Annotated in this window: 11 protein-coding genes, 1 tRNA gene and 1 pseudogene; 6 read left to right on the top strand and 7 right to left on the bottom strand. The window is 69.0% G+C overall.

Going from position 1 to position 16,980, the window contains the following annotated elements; translation table 11 throughout:
• Positions 1-63: 63 nt before the first annotated feature.
• Together ABZ562_RS16830 and ABZ562_RS16825 are read right to left on the bottom strand one after the other, a co-directional pair.
• Positions 64-978, bottom strand: coding sequence for a chaplin (locus ABZ562_RS16830; protein WP_361479405.1), 915 nt, complete (start codon positions 976-978; stop codon positions 64-66).
• Between the two features lie 333 nt (positions 979-1,311).
• The gene (locus ABZ562_RS16825; RefSeq protein ID WP_361479403.1) at positions 1,312-2,652 is read right to left on the bottom strand and encodes a M20/M25/M40 family metallo-hydrolase; all 1,341 of its coding nucleotides are present in this window, start codon (positions 2,650-2,652) and stop codon (positions 1,312-1,314) included.
• 248 nt (positions 2,653-2,900) lie between these two features.
• Between ABZ562_RS16825 and ABZ562_RS16820 the strand changes: the two genes are divergently transcribed.
• A tRNA-Leu gene (locus tag ABZ562_RS16820) sits at positions 2,901-2,985 on the top strand.
• A gap of 279 nt (positions 2,986-3,264) precedes the next feature.
• Here the strand turns inward: ABZ562_RS16820 and ABZ562_RS16815 are convergent.
• The 5 genes from ABZ562_RS16815 to ABZ562_RS16795 all read right to left on the bottom strand — a co-directional run bounded on the left by ABZ562_RS16815 (position 3,265) and on the right by ABZ562_RS16795 (position 10,697).
• Positions 3,265-5,274 (bottom strand): right-handed parallel beta-helix repeat-containing protein, encoded by a 2,010-nt coding sequence (locus tag ABZ562_RS16815; RefSeq protein WP_361479400.1) that lies wholly within the window; start codon positions 5,272-5,274, stop codon positions 3,265-3,267.
• A 288-nt stretch (positions 5,275-5,562) separates the two neighbouring features.
• Positions 5,563-7,494, bottom strand: coding sequence for a hypothetical protein (locus ABZ562_RS16810; protein ID WP_361479397.1), 1,932 nt, complete (start codon positions 7,492-7,494; stop codon positions 5,563-5,565).
• 89 nt (positions 7,495-7,583) lie between these two features.
• Positions 7,584-8,477: a carbohydrate ABC transporter permease gene (locus ABZ562_RS16805; RefSeq protein ID WP_361479394.1), complete on the bottom strand. Its 894-nt coding sequence runs from the start codon at positions 8,475-8,477 to the stop codon at positions 7,584-7,586.
• A 37-nt stretch (positions 8,478-8,514) separates the two neighbouring features.
• Complete coding sequence (locus tag ABZ562_RS16800; RefSeq protein ID WP_361479849.1) at positions 8,515-9,393, bottom strand: sugar ABC transporter permease; 879 nt, start codon at positions 9,391-9,393, stop codon at positions 8,515-8,517.
• 35 nt (positions 9,394-9,428) lie between these two features.
• Entirely contained in the window at positions 9,429-10,697 is a 1,269-nt protein-coding gene (locus ABZ562_RS16795) for an extracellular solute-binding protein (RefSeq protein ID WP_361479846.1), read from the bottom strand.
• Positions 10,698-11,216: 519 nt separating this feature from the next.
• Between ABZ562_RS16795 and ABZ562_RS16790 the strand changes: the two genes are divergently transcribed.
• The 5 genes and pseudogenes from ABZ562_RS16790 (at position 11,217) to ABZ562_RS16770 (ending at position 16,808) form a co-directional block, all read left to right on the top strand.
• A complete protein-coding gene (locus ABZ562_RS16790) occupies positions 11,217-11,963 on the top strand; it encodes a FadR/GntR family transcriptional regulator (protein ID WP_361479843.1) in 747 nt (248 codons plus the stop codon).
• A 399-nt stretch (positions 11,964-12,362) separates the two neighbouring features.
• Positions 12,363-13,328: pseudogene (locus ABZ562_RS16785) on the top strand (arabinofuranosidase catalytic domain-containing protein); the annotation flags it as partial.
• A 191-nt stretch (positions 13,329-13,519) separates the two neighbouring features.
• Complete coding sequence (locus tag ABZ562_RS16780; protein ID WP_361479391.1) at positions 13,520-14,875, top strand: glycoside hydrolase family 43 protein; 1,356 nt, start codon at positions 13,520-13,522, stop codon at positions 14,873-14,875.
• 166 nt (positions 14,876-15,041) lie between these two features.
• Positions 15,042-15,956 carry an alpha/beta hydrolase gene (locus ABZ562_RS16775; RefSeq protein WP_361479388.1) on the top strand — a complete coding sequence of 305 codons (915 nt, stop codon included), beginning with the start codon at positions 15,042-15,044 and terminating at the stop codon, positions 15,954-15,956.
• A gap of 366 nt (positions 15,957-16,322) precedes the next feature.
• The gene (locus ABZ562_RS16770; protein WP_361479385.1) at positions 16,323-16,808 is read left to right on the top strand and encodes a helix-turn-helix transcriptional regulator; all 486 of its coding nucleotides are present in this window, start codon (positions 16,323-16,325) and stop codon (positions 16,806-16,808) included.
• The last annotated feature ends 172 nt before the right edge of the window (positions 16,809-16,980 follow it).

Genomic DNA, 16,980 nt, shown 5'->3' with positions numbered 1-16,980 from the left:
CGCACGATGCGGGGCCCGCTGCGGTCCGACCGGATCAGACCAGGTCAGACGGGGTAGGCGAGATCAGCGCCGGGCGACGCGCGCCCTGCGGTAGATCACCGTGCCCGCGAGCAGCATGCCCGCGGCGGCCGGAATGGCCAGTTCCATCGGTCCGGCACCGGTGTGGGCGAGCTGCTCGCTGCCGGTGAGGTGGGAACCGCCGAGGTTCGCGGCCTGCTCGGCGCCGTGGGCTCCGTTCTGGCCGTGCCCGGCGCCGTTCCCGTTCCCGTTCCCGTTGCCACCGTGGTTGCCGTGGTTGCCGGGGGTGTCATCGCCCGGGTTGTTCGGCTGGCCGGGGTTGCCGGGGGTACCGGGCTGACCCGGATTACCGGGGTTGCCCGGGGTACCAGGATTCCCCGGGTTACCGGGATTCCCGGGGTTGCCAGGATTCCCCGGGTTACCGGGGTTCCCAGGATTGCCCGGGTTGCCGGGGTTCCCAGGGTTGCCCGGGTTCCCCGGGTTGTTCGGTACGGCTTCGACCACGCCGTCGCAGTCGCCCCCGCTGCTGTTCCCGGCCGCGATCACGCCGATGTTGTTCCCGCACACGTGGACCGGAACGTGCACCGGGGCCTGGATGTTGTTGCCGGAGCCGACGCCCGGCGACGTCTGGGTGGCGCCCTGGGCGGAGGAGCCCCCCGCCTGGGAGCCACTGGCGGAACTGCCGGAGCCGCTGGAGCCGCTGCCCGAGCTGCCGGAGCCCGCCTGCGCACCGGCGCCGCACCGGGCCTCGTTCATGAACCCGAGGACGTTCACGGTGTTCCCGCACAGGCTCACCGGCACATGCACCGGGGCCTGGATGTTGTTGCCCGACACGATCCCGGGCGAGTACCCGGCGCTGCCGTTCGCCCCCGAATCCGCGTGGGCGTAGCCCCCGGTCACGGCCAGCACGCCGCTCGCCGCCGCTACGGTGATCAGGCCCTTTTTCGCAACCTGTCGCATAACTCTTCGCTCCCCTGCCGGTGGCCCGGCCGGAACGCGTGCGGGCGGTGTCGCCCGCACCCCCATGCCCGGGCGGCCCCGGAGTGCGTGGCGCACACTCCGGGCCCGCCGGGATCACGTTCCGGTGGACCGTGACTCAACGTCACGTGATCGATGCGGTAGTCGCCGAAGGCCGGGGTTCTTCATCCCGCCCCCTCTTCGGCATCGCGGCCCGGTCACGAGCCGCACACCCCATGTAACGAGGAGGGAGCAATCAAGCTATCAAGCTACGACAGCATTCACCCTTTGTGATGCATTCGGTATGTGTGATCGATTAGGCCATCCGGGAAGGGCTCAGCACCCGTCCAGGAACCGGTCGAGGACCCGCACGCCGAACTTCAGCCCGTCCACCGGCACCCGCTCGTCCACCCCGTGGAACATCCCGGCGAAGTCCAGCTCCGGGGGCAGCCGCAGCGGCGCGAAGCCGAAGCAGCGGATGCCGAGGTCGTCGAAGGACTTGGCGTCCGTACCGCCGGAGAGGCAGTACGGCACGGCGCGCGCGATCGGGTCCTCGGCCTTGAGCGCCGTCTGCATGGCCTCGACCAGCGCCCCGTCGAAGCTCGTCTCCAGGGCCTTGTCCGCGTGCACGTCCTCGCGCTTGACCCGCGGGCCGAGGATGCGGTCGAGGTCGGCCAGGAACTCGTCCTCCAGCCCCGGCAGGAACCGGCCGTCCACATGGGCCGTCGCCTGCCCGGGGATCACGTTGACCTTGTAACCGGCGCCGAGCATGGTCGGCGCGGCGGTGTTCTGCAGCGTCGCCCCGATGAGCTTCGCGATCCCGCCGAGCTTGGCCAGCGTCTCGTCCATGTTCTCCGGGTCGAGCGGGGTGCCGAGCGCGTCGGACAGCTCGTCCAGGAAGGACCGTACGGTCTTGGTCACCCGGATCGGGAACTTGTGCCGGCCGAGCCGCCCGACCGCCTCCGACAGCTCGGTGATGGCGTTGTCGTTGTTGGTCATCGAGCCGTGGCCCGCGGTGCCGTCCACCGTGAGCCGCATCCAGTGCATGCCCTTCTGGGCGGTCTCGATCAGGTACAGCCGCAGGTCCTCGTTGACGGTGAACGAGAAGCCGCCGACCTCGCCGATCGCCTCCGTCACGCCCTCGAACAGCTCCGGGTGCTTGTTGACCAGGTGCCGCGCGCCGAACACGCCACCGGCCTCCTCGTCGGCGAGGAAGGCGAGCACGATGTCGCGCGGGGGCTTGCGGCCGGTGCGCAGCCGCTCCCGTACGACCGCGAGCGTCATGGCGTCCATGTCCTTCATGTCCACCGCGCCCCGGCCCCAGACGCAGTCGTCGACGATCTCGCCGGAGAAGGGGTGATGGGTCCAGTCCTCAGCGTTGGCCGGGACGACATCGGTGTGGCCGTGGATGAGCAGCGCGGGCCGGGACGGGTCCTCGCCCTCGATGCGCGCCACCGTCGAGGCCCGGCCCTTGCGCGACTCGAAGATCTGCGGTTCGAGCCCCACCTCGGCGAGCTTCTCGGCGACGTACTCGGCGGCGGCCCGCTCGCCGGGGCCGGAGTGGTCGGGGCCGTAGTTACTGGTGTCGATCCGGATCAGATCACGGCACAGATCGACGACCTCGTCCTCGCCTTTGACCGTTCCGGCTTTCGTCCCGCCCGCTTGCGACTCACTCACGCTGCCTCCTCATCGTTCCCTGCCCCCGGGCCGGGTCCACCCGGACCGGCCCGCCGCGGGGCTCTCCCGCCATCCTCCCCCTCCCGACGCCGCAGCCCAAGGCCGCAATGCTGCCGTCATGCTCCCGACACACAGCGACGGCCACCGGCCGCCGCCGGCCGCGCGACCGTCCGCGTGATCGAGCACGCTCTGATGTTTGCTATGGTTTTCCACGTCGGAACGGCCGCGGGCCGACCGGCAGACACCTGGTCCGGGTGGCGGAATGGCAGACGCGCTAGCTTGAGGTGCTAGTGCCCTTTATCGGGCGTGGGGGTTCAAGTCCCCCCTCGGACACGTACTGATGGCCCACGGGCATCGCGAGAGTGCTGGTCGAGTCTCATCTCGGCCGGCACTTTGTGTTTCCCGGAGTCGTACATGAGCCGCACCCCGAGCTGGCGGTAGATCCCGGCCTTGCCCTCGGGCTCGGCCTGGCGCACCACGGCGGCCAGATCCTTGATCGGGCGGGCGAGCCGGGCGATCTCATCGCGGGAAATCGGGCCCGCTCCCCTCGACGGCGCGCCTCGGCGGCCCACGGCCTCTGGCGCCTCATCCCGGCCATCGCCGGCCCCTTCCTCAGCGGCCGATGGAGGCCCGCAGGCCGGGCTCGATGCCGGCCTGGTCCATGACCTGTCGTGCGGCCGTCGGCCAGTTGCCGTCGCTCACCTGGACGTTTCCGCTCAGGACGTTGTTGTGCGGGGAACCGGTCGCCACCTGCGTCGCGCCGGTGTTGTACCAGTTCCCTGAGAAGGTGCTGTCGTTGGTGTTGTTGGTGGAACTGGCGTTGGTGAAGGCCCACACCCCGGAGTCCCGGATCACGTTGCGCGACAGTGTCACAAAGCGTGAGCCCTCGTCCAAGTAGAGGCCGACGGTGTAGCGGTTGTCGTAGATGTAGTTGCCTTCGATGACGGTGCGGGGACTCGCTGACAAGTTGTACAGGCTGCCGCCGTCGTGGAAGACCTTCTTGGTGCCATGGATGAGGTTGTAGCGCACGGAGTTGTCCGACAACGTGGTCGGTGTGCTGTAGACCGGTTGGTAGTTGTACAGGCCCCGGTTCCTGTAGTCCGTGCTGCCGCCAGGGTCGTTGGCTCCCCAGCCCCAGCCGACATCGATGCCGTCGTAGGCGAGGTCGGAAACCTCGTTGTGCTCGATGACCGCGTGGCTGACGTAGGTGGACAGGATGCCGGACATGTCCTTGTAGTCTTCGGCGACCCTGGACACCAGGTTGTTCTTGATCGTTATGTCCTTGTTGACCATTGCAGGGCGGGACGGGTGGTGGGCGTCGGGTTGCACACCGCCGGCCACGATGCCGGCCCCCGCGTCGTCGGTGAAGGTGTTGCGCTGGACGGTGATGTTCGACGCGCCCAGACCGACGCCGGAAGCGTGGGCATTGGCGTCGTTGCCTATGCCGAGACCTACCTGGCCGAGATGGGTGAACGTGTTGTCGGTGAAGGTGATGCCGCGCGCGGCCGACACCTGTACGGCCGCGGGGATCTGGTGCCAGCTGTTACGCGCCGCCTCGAACAGCGGGCAGCCGGACTGGCAGGAAGTGAGGAAGTCGTTCGGCTGCTGGTGGGCGGCCGCGAGGAAGGTCCCGTTCTGCTGATCGGCGTAGCCGGTCGAGGTGCCCGGCTGGAGCCAGGTGGAGTACTCGAAGCGGACGTGCTGGACGGTGATGTCGTGGGCCGGGTTGTCGTAGGTGCCCCCAATCTGCATCAGCGAGGTGAGCTGCGGCAGCTCGATGTCGCTGTTGGCGGGGTTCTTGCCGGCCGGTGCCTTGTAGTAGAGCTGGCCGGCGTCCCGGTCGAGGTACCACTGCCCGGCCGTTTTGAGGAAGGAGTAGGAGTTCTGGAGCATGAGAGTGCCGCCGGCGAAGGGCTTGGCAAGGGTGTCGTAGCCCCAGTTGTTGTTGTTCCACGCCGGCTGCTGCATCGTGATGGTGGTGCCGTCGATGCTCTGGACGGGTGCGTAGCGGTCGGTGAAGGAGTTCTGGCTCTCCACCTCGATCCGGTTCTGCCGGGGCAGTGAGGCGAGGTAGTTCAGGTTCGGATTGACGATGGTCAGCCCGGTTTTGGTGACCTGGACGTCGTTGCGCGAGATCGTGATCGAGGCGCGGGGTGCGCCGGCGCCGTCGACGTAGAGCTGGCGCGAATCCGTTCCCTTCGGTACCGGTGCGGCGTAGATGTTCTCCGCCGCGTCATGGACCTTCCAGCCGGTCACCCGCAGCGCGCCGGATAGGACGGGGGCCTGCCCGGACCGCCCCCGCCAGGTGACGGTGTGACCGTTGCGCCCCGAGTCGGCGCCGGTGAGCCGTAATGGTTCCGTCAGGCGGTAGGTACCGCCCGTCAGCTCTACGACCACGTCGGATGTGTCGGACAGGGTCCGGGCGAGTTGCCGCGCCTTGGCAAGGGTGGCGACGGGGTGGTCAGCCGTGCCGACGTTGCGATCACTGCCTCCGGGGGACACGACGATCTTGGCGACGCCTGCGGCTCCGGCGTCTGCGTGGGCCGCGGACAGCGCGGCCCCGGTGAAGGCGGTGAGGGCCGCGGTGACGGCGGCCAGTGCCCTTCCTGAATGGCGGAACATGAGCATCCTCGGGAGTGAGAAGGTGAGGTGACGGTAGGCGGGTTGAGGAACGCCCACGCCGTGGGCGCAGGTGTCGCGCTGGTGTCGCCGGCCACGTGGGCCCGGGGGCCTCGCCGACCATCCGGCTGCGAAGCGATGGAACGGGGCCCGTGGTGGATCAGCGGTGACGTGGGAGTCGATCAACAAGGGTCGGCTCGTACGGTCGGTGGGCCGGGGTTCGTGAGTCGGAAGCGTCCTGGCCGCGGGCGCCAAGCGGCGCGGGGGCCGCCTCGCCCCATGGACTTCCTGTCATGACGTCTCCTCGGCACCCGGCCCGTCGAATGGTGTGCGATAGGACGGCGGTCGGCTGCGCAGGTCGAGCCGGAGCGTCAGGCGGATCCGGGTGGAACGCGGCAGATCCACCCGCAGCCATGGCCCGTCGACTCGGACCACGGCGGATGTGACGACCGGCTGGCCGTGGCCGTAGTCATGGAGACCGCCGATCCAGGTGGGGTTCTCGCACATGGTGTGGCGCACGGTGCGGATGCTGTGTTCGGCGAACGCCCCCGCCTGCACGATCACCGATCGCGCGCCGTCGGGGTCGAGATTGACCAGATCGACCACCGTGGCCTCCGGGTCGACACAAGAGACCAGGGCCGCCACCGAGGGGGGCAAACCGGGGCGCCGGGCAACGGCGTCGTAGTACCGCACGCGTGCCTGTTGCAGTCCGCCGTTGTAGATGACCTGCGGCCCGCCCCAGGTCAGCTGGACCAGGGCCTCGGTGACCACCGGGTTCGACTGCTGCCACAGGTGGATGTCGGCCTCGGGCACATCCGTGCCGCGGTAGCGCTCCATCCGGGCCAGCCGGTGGCGTACCTGGGCCTGCGCGGCGGCCAGGATCCGCTCCGGGTAGCCGGGGTCGTCGCCGGTGACGAAAGCGAACCACGGTTCCTCGTGCCCTGCCTCCTCCTTGCTCCGGAAGGGACGCACGGTACGCCAGTCGTACCCGCTGGCCGAGCGGAGCCGTTCGAGGCGTTCCCGGTCCGCGGCCGATGCGGAGTGGTGCCACAGGGCGATCGGGACCGCCATCAGCATCGGGTTGTAGTCGAACCAGCCTCGGTCGGCGTACCGGAACGGCACGTGGAGCGTGGGGGTGATCACGTCCTCGCAGAGCTGGACCGTCCACTTGGACTGGAGGCTGGAGTCCGCGTCCATGAAAGTCATGATCTTGCCCTGGGAGATGATCTCGTCCAGCGTGGGGCGGACCAGATCCAGGTAGGAGTCGTCCCCTGTGACGGCCGCGCCCGCCAGGGCCGCGATCATCGCGGCGTGCCCGACGCTGTACCAGCCGTGCGGCCAGGACCAGCCGTAGTGCCCGCCGTACCAGCGACCGTCCAGCAGCCCGCCCACCGTGCCGTCCGGGGCGACGTTGTCGGGGAGGATCCCCCCGTGAATGGTTGCGCGGTCGCGCCAGGCGTCCACGTACTCGGCGATCCAGTCGCGATAGCGCGGATCACCGGTCAGTATCAGGGCGTTGAGGACGAGTCCGGAGACGGCCAGGTTGACCGCGGTGTCTCCCGAGCCGATCCGCCGGCGCATGTCGTCGCCCAGTCGCGGGTCGCGGTCGAGCGGTGGGGCATCGGCGCCGGCCGGCAACGTCCACTCCAGAGGGAAGCCGTACATTCGGGCCTCCTGGGGAAGCCAGGGGTAGGCGTCGCCGTCGAAGAGCCCCTCGCGGTCGGGGTCGCTGCCATTGTGCGGTCGGCGGATGATGCGGTGTTCCGGGTCGTAGTTGCCGTGCCGCGGATCCACGTAGAGGTCCGCGAAACGCCGTGCCCGCTGTTCCCAATGGTCGGGGGCGGCCATGCACAGGAAGTAGAACAGCAGCAGGCTCTCACCCTGGTGGAACCAGTCGTAGCCGCGCTCGTACTCGTCTTTGAGCATGCCCAGTTCGGTCAGCTGCCGGGTGACTCCCTCCCAGTGCCGCTCGGACTGGGCCAGCAGGTCCTCGTGCCCGCCGAGGAGGTAGAGCTGTGGCCAGTTGAAGAAGACCTCGTAGAAATCGTCCGCGCCGTCGCGCGAACTGAGTCCGCCGGTGTACCGCAGTCGCCCGTCGGAGTCGGTGAAATCGTCGGCGAACCGGCGCCAGGCCTGGTCGAGCAGGTCGAACAGAGCACGCTGCGCCGTCGACCAGCCCGGCGGTTCCAGCAGCGGTACCGAGGCCGTGATGACGGATCCCATCAGATCTCCATTCCGAGCAGGGTGGTACGGGAACATGGCCGGGAGGGGGGCGTGGCGCGGTGCTCGCGGTCGTACGGCGGGCGGGTGGTTCAGCTCTTGGTGGCGCCGGCGAGCATGCCGGCCACCAGAAAGCGTTGCGAGAAGAGGAAGACGGCCAACACGGGAGTGATCGCCAGCAGGGTGGCCAGCGCCAGTTCGGGACGCTGGACGGCGAGCGAGCCGACGGTCGGGTTGAACTGGGGGACCTCGTTCAGCAGCGTCCCCAGGCCCACCTGCACCGGGAACTGGTGGCTCTCGGGCAGCATGACGTACGGGAGGTAGTAGTTCGTCCAGTTGGCGACGAAGCTGAAGAAGCCGACCAGGGCGACCACCGGGGCGGCCAGCGGAAGGGCGATCCGGCGGAACACGGCGAGCTCCGAGCAGCCGTCGAGCCGCGCGGCGTCCAGTAGTTCCCGGGGCAGCGCCGTGCTGAAGTAGATGTAGGTCAGGTAGACGCCGAACGGGTAGAACGCGTACGGCAGGACGATCGACCACATCGAGCCGATCAGGTGAAACGCGTTGATCTCCAGGAACAACGGCACCACCAGCGTGGCGTTCGGCATGAGCATCACGACGAGGGTGGCGATCAGCAGCGTGTGACGACCGCGGAATTCGGTCATGGCGAGCCCGTACCCGGCGGGGACCGCGACGCACAGGGTGATCACCAGGGCGAGGACCGAGTACAGCGCCGAGTTGCGCAGCCACCCGAAAACGGCGGCGTCCTGGTGCGCCGCCAGCGCGTTCCAATTCGCCCGCAACGCGTGCCAGGAGCCGAAGGACAGGGGGTTGTCGTGCACCAGCTGGCTGTCGGTCTTCGTTGCTGCCAGCAGAAGCCAGAGCGCGGGGAGCACGAAGAAGACCAGGAACAGCGGGAGTACGACGGTGGGTAGCGGATTGACCCGGCGGCGGGGGGTGCGGAACAGACCGACACCTTGGTGTGCCATCACCGCGCGGGTCGGGAGGGAAGCGGTGGGCCTCGTGTCAGTCCGCATCGAAGAACCCCGATCGGGCAACGAAGACTCCCGCGACGGCCAACGCGGCCACCAGTAGCTCCACGGAGATGGCCGCCGCGATGTTGATGTTGTTGTTCTGGAAGGCGAAGTCGTACGACAACTGATTGAGCGAGTAGTCACGGCCGGCGACTCCGACGCTGGCCTGGGAGAGCAGTTGGGGCTCGACGAACAGCTGGGTGCCCCCGGCGAAGGCGAGGATCACCATGTAGACGATCCATTTGCGCAGCAGGGGGATCTGGATCCGCCGCGCCGTCTGCCAGGGGCCCGCGCCGTCGATCCTCGCCGCTTGCAGGATGTCCGGCGAGATGTTGTCGAGGGCCCCGTACATGACGACGATCCATCCACCGGCGCCCGTCCAGAAGGCGATCAGGGTGAACAGGACGGGCAGGTGGGAGGGCGCGATGACCTGGCTGAAGGTCTGGAAGCCGGAGGCGCGCAGCAGGAATCCGATCGGGCTGACCGCCGGGTCGAGCAGGAACAGCCAGACCATGACACTCGCCGTGCCCGCGAGGGCCCCGGGGACGTAGTACAGGAAGCGCAGGGCCCTGCTCACCCCCTGGGCCGCCAGCCGGTGCAGCAACAGCGCCAGTCCTACGACGAACAGGACCAGTGCCGCCACCCAGAAGACCAGGTACAGCGCCACGTGCTCGACGGCGGGGAAGAACCGGAAGTCCCCCGCGGCCGTCGCGAAGTTCGACAGGCCGACGAAAGTGCCGCCGGCATCGGTGAAGGCGAAGTAGACCGCGTAGCCGGTCGGCACCACACCGAACGCGACCAGCAGCACCAGGTAGGCGGCGACGAAGCCGTGGCCGGTCCGGACGGACCACAGCGCTCTGCGCGCCAGCAGTGCGCGGACCCGATCGGCTCCCCTGGCCGGCCCGCTCACCGGGTCACCTTGTACCCATCGACGCGTGCGTAGTTCACGATCGCGTTCTCCCAGGCCGGCAGCATCGAGACGATGCTCTTGCCCGCGGTCAGCCCGGGGGTGACCGTGGCCGCCCAGATGGCCTCCTGGCTGAACTGCCCGTAGCCCCAGCCGGGCCACACCTGGTTCGCCGCGGTCCGAACGGGCCGGGTGATGTCGCCCGCGTAGTAGCCGGAAGACGCCTGGCGGGCCAGCCAGGTCTTGGCCGCGGGTGCGTACGCGGGATAACCGGGGGCGATCGTGCCCTGGTAGTCGTCCGAGGTGGCCACCCAGATGAGGAAGGCGGTCGCGGCCTTGAGGTGCGCGCTGTGCGCGGAGAGCAGCCAGGTGCCTCCCCCGACGTTACCGACCGACGGCCGGGAGTCGCCGGACCACTGGGGCATCGGCGCGACGGCGATCTGGTGAGCGGGGGTCTTGAACGTTCCGCGGAACAGCGACCCGCCGTACCACGACGGGCCGGGCATCATGAGGATCTTGTCGGCGGCGTTCTTGCCGAAGTCCGAGCTGAACACGCTGCTCCGGGAGATGGTCTTGTTCTTGACCAGCGTGTCCAGGAGCGAGGCCATCCGCTCGCAGCGCGGGCCGGTGGCGTCGACCGTGACCGCTTGTCGACCGGTGATGCGGTTGGCCCCGCACTTGCCCGCCCACAGGTAGATCTCCGGGGTGAAGGCGTCACCCGCGGAGCCGACCAGGTAGCCGGGGTGCTCGGTGGCGACCTTCCGGCCCAGTGCCTCGTACTGCTCCCATGTCGTGGGGACCTGATAACCCCACTTCTTCATCAGGACCGCGTTGTACCAGAGCACGGTCTGCGCCAGGTCGTTGCGCAGGCAGTAGAGCGTGTCGTCGACGGTGCACGGATCGTTCGCCCCCTTCGCCCAGTTCGCGAGGGTGGAGTGGGGGATCAACCCCTTGTTCAGCGGGGCGGTGAAGCCCGCCTGCACGGCCCAGGACGTCTCGTTGTTCTGCGAGCTGAAGGCCACGTCCGGCCAGCCGTGCCCGGTGCGGTTGAACAGGCTCACCTTGGTACGCAGGTAGTTGGAGCCGTTGGCGTCCCCGTCGTAGGTGGCGATGTCCATCTTCACCGAGGGGTGCCTCTTCTGGTACAGCTTGGCGGCCGCCAGGCGCGAGGAGTCGACCCACACCGTTAACGCGCCGTCGGTCTGTTTCACCGGCCGGAAGCCGTCCTGGGCGCCGGCCGGGCCACCGCCACAGCCGGCCACGGCCATCAGGGCGAGCGCGCCGGCCGCGGCCAGAAGCCCTTTGGGCGTACGGCCCCTTCCTGATCTCCTGGCGTAGACCGCGCGGACCTTCGCTGTCATGAGCGACTCCACTCAGTGTTCGTGTCAGCCGGCGGAAGAACGTGGCCTGTCAGGCGGACGCTCCCGCCCCTGCCCGGGCTCGGCCCATGACCCCGTCCGGGGAAGGGGCGTACGGGCCTCCGGGAGTGCTGTGGACAAAATGCCGACTTGGTCACACATAAGAACCGCCCGCATGGGCGCCGTCAACGGGATGGGTGAGCCTATTTTCCAAACTTTTCGGCGCCGACAACTTCACGATGGAGCTTTACTGCCTCATTTACGGATAAATTGCTCCGCACGTTCCCGAGAATAAGTCGGACACATTTTTCAAACATGGCCAGGTATATGCTCTTCAAGCACGGGGGCGCAGCCGAGCACCGGGCGCGTGGCCCCTCCGTTGAAGGAGGAAAGCGGTTGGACGGACAGCCTGTACCGGCGACCGGCCACATGACGCCTTCGCAGCGGCGCCGTGCCGAGTCGACGGGCGCCTACCGCCCCGGGTACGAGCTCGTGGCCGAGCAGATCCTCGAACTCATCGCCGAGTCGCAGTTGCAGCCGGGTGACCGGATGCCGACGGAGAACGAGCTGGCCTCACGTCTGGGCACGAGTCGCACGGTGGTGCGGGAGGCGGTGAAGATCCTCTCTGCGATCGGGCGGGTGCGCGCGCACAAGGGGCGCGGCCTCTACGTGACGGACGACGAAGGTCTACTGGGCTCCTCGCGCTGGGGAAGCTTCTTCCTGCCGACCGACCTGGAGCACGTCTACCAGCTCTTCGAATTCCGGCGAGTACAGGAAGCCGCGGCGAGCCGGCTGGCCGCCACCCGGGCGACCCCCGCCGAGTTGCGCGCCATCGAGACCGCGGCAGAGATGTGCCGGGAGGGGCACGCGACGAGGCAGTGGACGTTGTTCGACCGCGGTGACGACGACTTCCACATCGGCATCGCCACCGCCTCACACAATCCGTTCCTCGTCGCGGCGGTACGCGAGGCGCGCCGGTTGCAGCGCCAATCCAGCACGATCGGACTGCACGGCACGGTCGGCGGCCATGCCGCGGAAGCCGTGGAGGAACACGCCTCGATCTGCCGGGCCATCAGGGACGGCGATCCGGAGGCGGCGGCTCAGGCCGCCACGGCTCATCTCGACAACACGCTCGAGGACTACCGGCGTGAGATCCAGCGCCGGGTCTTCGGCTGACCCGCCCGACCGGTCGCGGCCGGCGAGTCGGCATCCCTCTCGTCACCGAAAGGGTTGACAAACCTCAGGGCCTCTCTACGATCCTGGCCTACCGAGAGTACGACCAATGTTCGACATATCGAAAACCATGCTGCTTGTGGGCTCCGTAGACCGCGTGCACAGACTTCAGTGATTTTGTCATGCGCATGCCCAGACTCGACGTCCACGACGTGGCCGCTCACCGCACCATCGTCGACACGTCCCTCCGGGAGGAGAGTCATGCAGCCTTCGTCAGCATTCCCGTCGGAGCTACGGCCCCGCAGGCGGCATTCACCCGTGGCTGTTGCCGCACGCTCGGCGCTGATGTCGATCGCAGTGCTGGCGACCGTGTCCACCTGGCCGATGTCGGCGTCGGCGGCCGGCACCGCGCCGTGCGACATCTACGCCTCGGGCGGAACCCCGTGTGTGGCCGCGCACAGTACGGTCCGCGCGCTCTACGGGTCCTACGGGGGCAACCTGTACCAGGTCAGGCGTTCGTCGGACAACGCCACCCGGGACATCGGCGTCCTCGGCGCCGGCGGCGTCGCCAACGCCGCGGCCCAGGACTCGTTCTGTTCCGGCACCACCTGCGTGATAACCGTCGTCTATGACCAGTCCGGTCGCGGCAACGACCTGTGGTACCAGGGATCCAGGCAGGTCCCCGGCTCGAGCCAGAGCAGTCCCGCGAAGGCGACTTCCGAGTCCCTGACCGCCGGCGGCAGCAAGGCCTACTCCCTGTACATCAACCCCGGCAACAGCTACTGGCGCGACGGCCACGCCACCGGCATCCCCACCGGCAGCAGCCCTGAGGGCATGTACATGGTGACGAGCGGCGCGCACGTGAACAACGGCTGTTGCTTCGACTACGGCAACAGCGAGACCACGCGGAAGGCGGATGCCGCCGGCGCCATGGATGCCATCAACTTCAGCACTTCGTGCTGGTTCGGCGGATGCTCCGGCCGCGGCCCGTGGGTCCAGGCGGACCTCGAATGGGGCCTGTACCCGGGTGGAAGCCAGTCCTGGAATCCCAAACAGCGGGCCTTCACCAGCAAGTTCGTCACCGCCACCCTGAAGAACAACGGCACCTCCCGCTTCGCCATCAAGGGCAGCGATGCCCAGTCCGGCAGCCTGACCACCCTGTGGGACGGCGCCCTGCCGGGCGGCTACAGCCCCATGAAGAAGCAGGGCGCCATCGTCCTGGGCAGCGGGGGCGACTGCTGCAAGCCCGGCGGCGGCGCCAACCTCAGCGCCGGCACCTTCTACGAGGGCGCCATGGTCATGGGCTATCCGTCCGACCAGACGGAGAACGCCGTCCAGGCCAACGTGGTCGCCGCCGGCTACCGCTGACCCGCCGTTCCGACTCGAGGCCGGACGCCGCCCTCGTCCTGATCGCGGCGGGGACCCTCTCGGCTGTCAACCCTCTGCGTCAGCCAGTGCCTTTGGAGCCGACGATGACCTATGCCCGACCGCTTTCGCCAGCGCTACCGCTTTCGCCCGGCAGGAGACTCAGACGAGCAGTCGCCTGGGTAGTGGGCCTCATGCTCGCTTTCGCCGTCCCCGCCGCCGTCCAGCCCACCGCGGCAAGGGCGGACAACCCGATCGTGCAGACCATCTACACCGCCGACCCCGCGCCGCTGGTCCACAACGGCCGGGTGTACCTCTACACCGGGCACGACGAGGACAACTCCACCAACTACACCATGAAGGAATGGCGGGTGTGGTCCTCCGACGACATGGTCAACTGGACCGATCACGGCTCCCCGCTCGGCCTGTCCTCCTTCAGCTGGGCATCCTCCAACGCCTGGGCGGGACAGTCCGTCTACCGCAACGGCAAGTTCTACTGGTACGTGCCGATGACGAACCGGGCGACCGGCCGGATGGCCATCGGCGTGGCGGTGGCCGACAGCCCCACGGGGCCGTTCCGTGACGCCCTCGGTCATCCGCTGGTGGAGAACGGCCAGATCGACCCGACGGTCTTCATCGACGACGACGGCCAGGCGTACCTGTACTGGGGCAACCCGGACCTGTGGTACGTCAAGCTGAACGCGGACATGACCTCCTACTCGGGCAGCCCCACCAAGATCCCGCTCACCACCGCGGGCTTCGGCACCCGTACGGGAGACGCCAACCGGCCCACCCTGTTCGAAGAAGGGCCCTGGGTCTACAAGCGGGGCGGCCTGTACTACATCATCTTCGCGGCCAAGTGCTGCTCGGAGTTCATCGCCTATTCGACCGCCCCCGGCCCGACCGGGCCGTGGACCTACCGGGGCACGGTCATGCCCACACAGGGTGGCAGCTTCACCAATCACCCGGGGATCACCGACTTCAAGGGAGGTTCCTACTTTTTCTACCACAATGGCGCCCTCCCGGGCGGGGGCGGCTACACGCGCTCGGTCGCCGTGGAGAAGTTCTCCTACAGGTCCGACGGCACGATCCCGACGATCAACATGACCAACGCCGGGGCGCCTCAGGTCGGCACGCTCAATCCGTACACACGTCAGGAAGCCGAGACGATGGCCTATGAGTCGGGAGTCGAGACCGAGCCGTCCGGCGAGGGAGGGCTGAACGTCGGATACATCGACAACGGCGACTCCATCAAGGTCAAGGGCGTCGGGTTCGGTGCGGGTGCGTCGTCCTTCACGGCACGCGTGGCCTCGACGGTCGACGGCAGCGCCGTCGAACTGCGCCTGGGCGGCCCCAGCGGGACCGTGGCGGGCCGGTGCAGTGTGCCGAACACCGGTGGGTGGCAGACCTGGACGACGGTGTCCTGTCCGGTCAGCGGCGCGACGGGCACCCAGGACCTGTATCTGAGGTTCACCGGCGGCAGTGGCTATCTGCTCAACATGAACTGGTGGCAGTTCACCGCCGCATCCGCCGCGACAGCTTCGAAGTAGCGCCGCGCCAAGGTGCTGCCCCATCCGCCACGGGCCCGACAGGAGCGGCATCCGTGCTCGGGCCCGGAGCCGCAGCCCGGCCCGTACCACCGCAAGTGATCGCTCACAGGCTCAGGCGACTGAGCCCGGCAACACATCCCCCCTCCTCCACAACCAGGAGTCATCGATGTCGATGCGACGGCGCACCTTCCTCGGCACGGCCGCGGCGGCCGGCGTGGGCTTGTCCCTGGTCGGCGGCACAGCGGCCGCCGGCACCCGGACACCCCGGACGGCCTCCCCGCGCCAGGCGCCCACCCAGAAGTTCCCCATCGGGGTGCGGCAGTTCGACTGGTCCCGCGGTGGACGCCGGCTCCTCACCAAGATCTTCTACCCGGCCGCCACCGGCAACCCGGGCGGCAACCCCGTCCCGGACGCCCCCATCGCGGGCGGCGTCTTCCCCATCGCCGAGTGGAGCCACGGCATGGGGTGCAACTCCGACTGCTACTCCTCGCAGACCCACGACCTGGCCGCCGCCGGCTTCATCTGTCCCGCTCCCTCGTTCTCCGACAACACCAACATCGGCAGCGTCTACAACGGCAACTGGTCGAAGGACGTCTCCGAGGTCCTCACCCGGACACTGGCGCTGAACAGCGCGTCGGGCAGTCCGTTCGCCGGACACATCGACACCAGGGCCGGTGTCGGCGTCTCCGGCCACTCGATGGGCGGGATGACCACCCACGGCCTGCTCACCGCCTGGCCGGACAACCGCATCGTCGCCGCCGTCCCGGTCGCCTGCGTGGACATGGGCAACCCCGCCGGCCTCCACGCCAAGGTGCTGTTCATCCACGGCAGCAACGACGGGACCTGCAACATCAACTCGGCGCGGCAGGCGTACAACGAACTCCCCGCGCCGAAGGCGTTCCTCACCCAGAACGGTGCCGATCACGGCTCGTTCCTGACTCCGCAATACCCGTACTACGCCCAGACGGAGAACACCTTCCTGGACTGGTTCCGCTGGGGCCTGTACGGCGACACCGCCGCCCGTGACCGCCTCCGGGGCGACGCCACCAGCAACGGAACGTCCTGGGTCGCGGCTTTGTGACAGGCGTGATCCACCACTCGCCCTGCCCGCCGCGGCAACCGTTGCGGGCAGGGCGTCCGCGTCCCGGGGCCGGGTTCGCCTCGCCCGCACGTGGGCCCCGGGGTCGCGCCGTCCGGAGGGCCGCCTGCGAGACCCGCGGCGTGGGGGCGGGGGGAACGAAACGGGAAGCGGGTCGTCGAGACTGCACGGCAGTCGTTGACCCGGCCCCCCGAGGAGCCCCCATGGCCGCAGGCTTGCCCCCTACCGTGCGCCGCGCCGCGGCGCCGCGACCCTGGCCGCCGGAGGCCGGGCGGCTGCTCGGAGCCGGCCGGAGCCCTGCCCGCGTCCCGGCCGCCCGACGATCGGCTGCCGCGGCGCGGGGTCCGGGTGCGTACGGTCTACCCCGGCGACAGCCGCCATGACCCCGCCACGCTGGCGCACGCCAGGTGGCTCACCGAGCACGGCGGGCAGGCCAGAACCGTGCCCTCGCTGCCGAGCCAGATGGTCATCTGCGACGGCCGGGTGGCCGTCATCGCCCTGGACGACGGCACCTCCCACGGGGCCGCGGTGCTCAGCGCCCCTGGCATGATCGCCGCACTCCAGGCACTGTTCGAGAACACCTGGCGGTCCGCGCAGCCGCTCGGCACACCGTTCCGCTCCGACCCCGGCTGCCTCAGCCGGCGCCACGCCGAGGCGCTGCGGCTGCTCGCGGAGGGATACACCGACGGGGCGATCGCCCGGAAGCTCGGGGTCTCCACACGCACCGCGCGGCGGATCGCCCAGACCCTGATGGCCCGCCTCGACGCGCGGAGCCGCTTCCAGGCGGGGACCCGCGCCGTGCAGCGCGGCCATCTCCCCGCCTCGGGCGGCTAGGGGGTGTCGTGTGGATCAGGCCGAATCAGCGAGCGGCGTCTGGCGCAGGGGGCACCTCCCAGCGGTAGCTGGGGGACCCTCGCAACCCGCGTGAGGAGAGCGCAGCGGCGCTGCGTGCGACGAGCGCGGGGCCGCGAGGTGCCGCCCGCCGCGGCAGCGGCTGATGTCACAG

Origin of the sequence: Streptomyces sp. NPDC019937 (assembly GCF_040631655.1) — a bacterium.
Taxonomy (GTDB): domain Bacteria; phylum Actinomycetota; class Actinomycetes; order Streptomycetales; family Streptomycetaceae; genus Streptomyces.
Note: the sequence above shows the minus strand (reverse complement) of the source record. Positions and strands in the feature narration are given on the sequence as shown.

Bases quoted from the DNA above. Each gene is read 5' to 3' on its own strand.
- ABZ562_RS16830 (WP_361479405.1), bottom strand. From the start codon at position 978: ATGCGACAGGTTGCGAAAAAGGGCCTGATCACCGTAGCGGCGGCGAGC.
- ABZ562_RS16815 (WP_361479400.1), bottom strand. From the start codon at position 5,274: ATGTTCCGCCATTCAGGAAGGGCACTGGCCGCCGTCACCGCGGCCCTC.
- ABZ562_RS16810 (WP_361479397.1), bottom strand. From the start codon at position 7,494: ATGGGATCCGTCATCACGGCCTCGGTACCGCTGCTGGAACCGCCGGGC.
- ABZ562_RS16805 (WP_361479394.1), bottom strand. From the start codon at position 8,477: ATGGCACACCAAGGTGTCGGTCTGTTCCGCACCCCCCGCCGCCGGGTC.
- ABZ562_RS16795 (WP_361479846.1), bottom strand. From the start codon at position 10,697: ATGGCCGTGGCCGGCTGTGGCGGTGGCCCGGCCGGCGCCCAGGACGGC.
- ABZ562_RS16790 (WP_361479843.1), top strand. From the start codon at position 11,217: ATGACGCCTTCGCAGCGGCGCCGTGCCGAGTCGACGGGCGCCTACCGC.
- ABZ562_RS16780 (WP_361479391.1), top strand. From the start codon at position 13,520: ATGCTCGCTTTCGCCGTCCCCGCCGCCGTCCAGCCCACCGCGGCAAGG.
- ABZ562_RS16775 (WP_361479388.1), top strand. From the start codon at position 15,042: ATGTCGATGCGACGGCGCACCTTCCTCGGCACGGCCGCGGCGGCCGGC.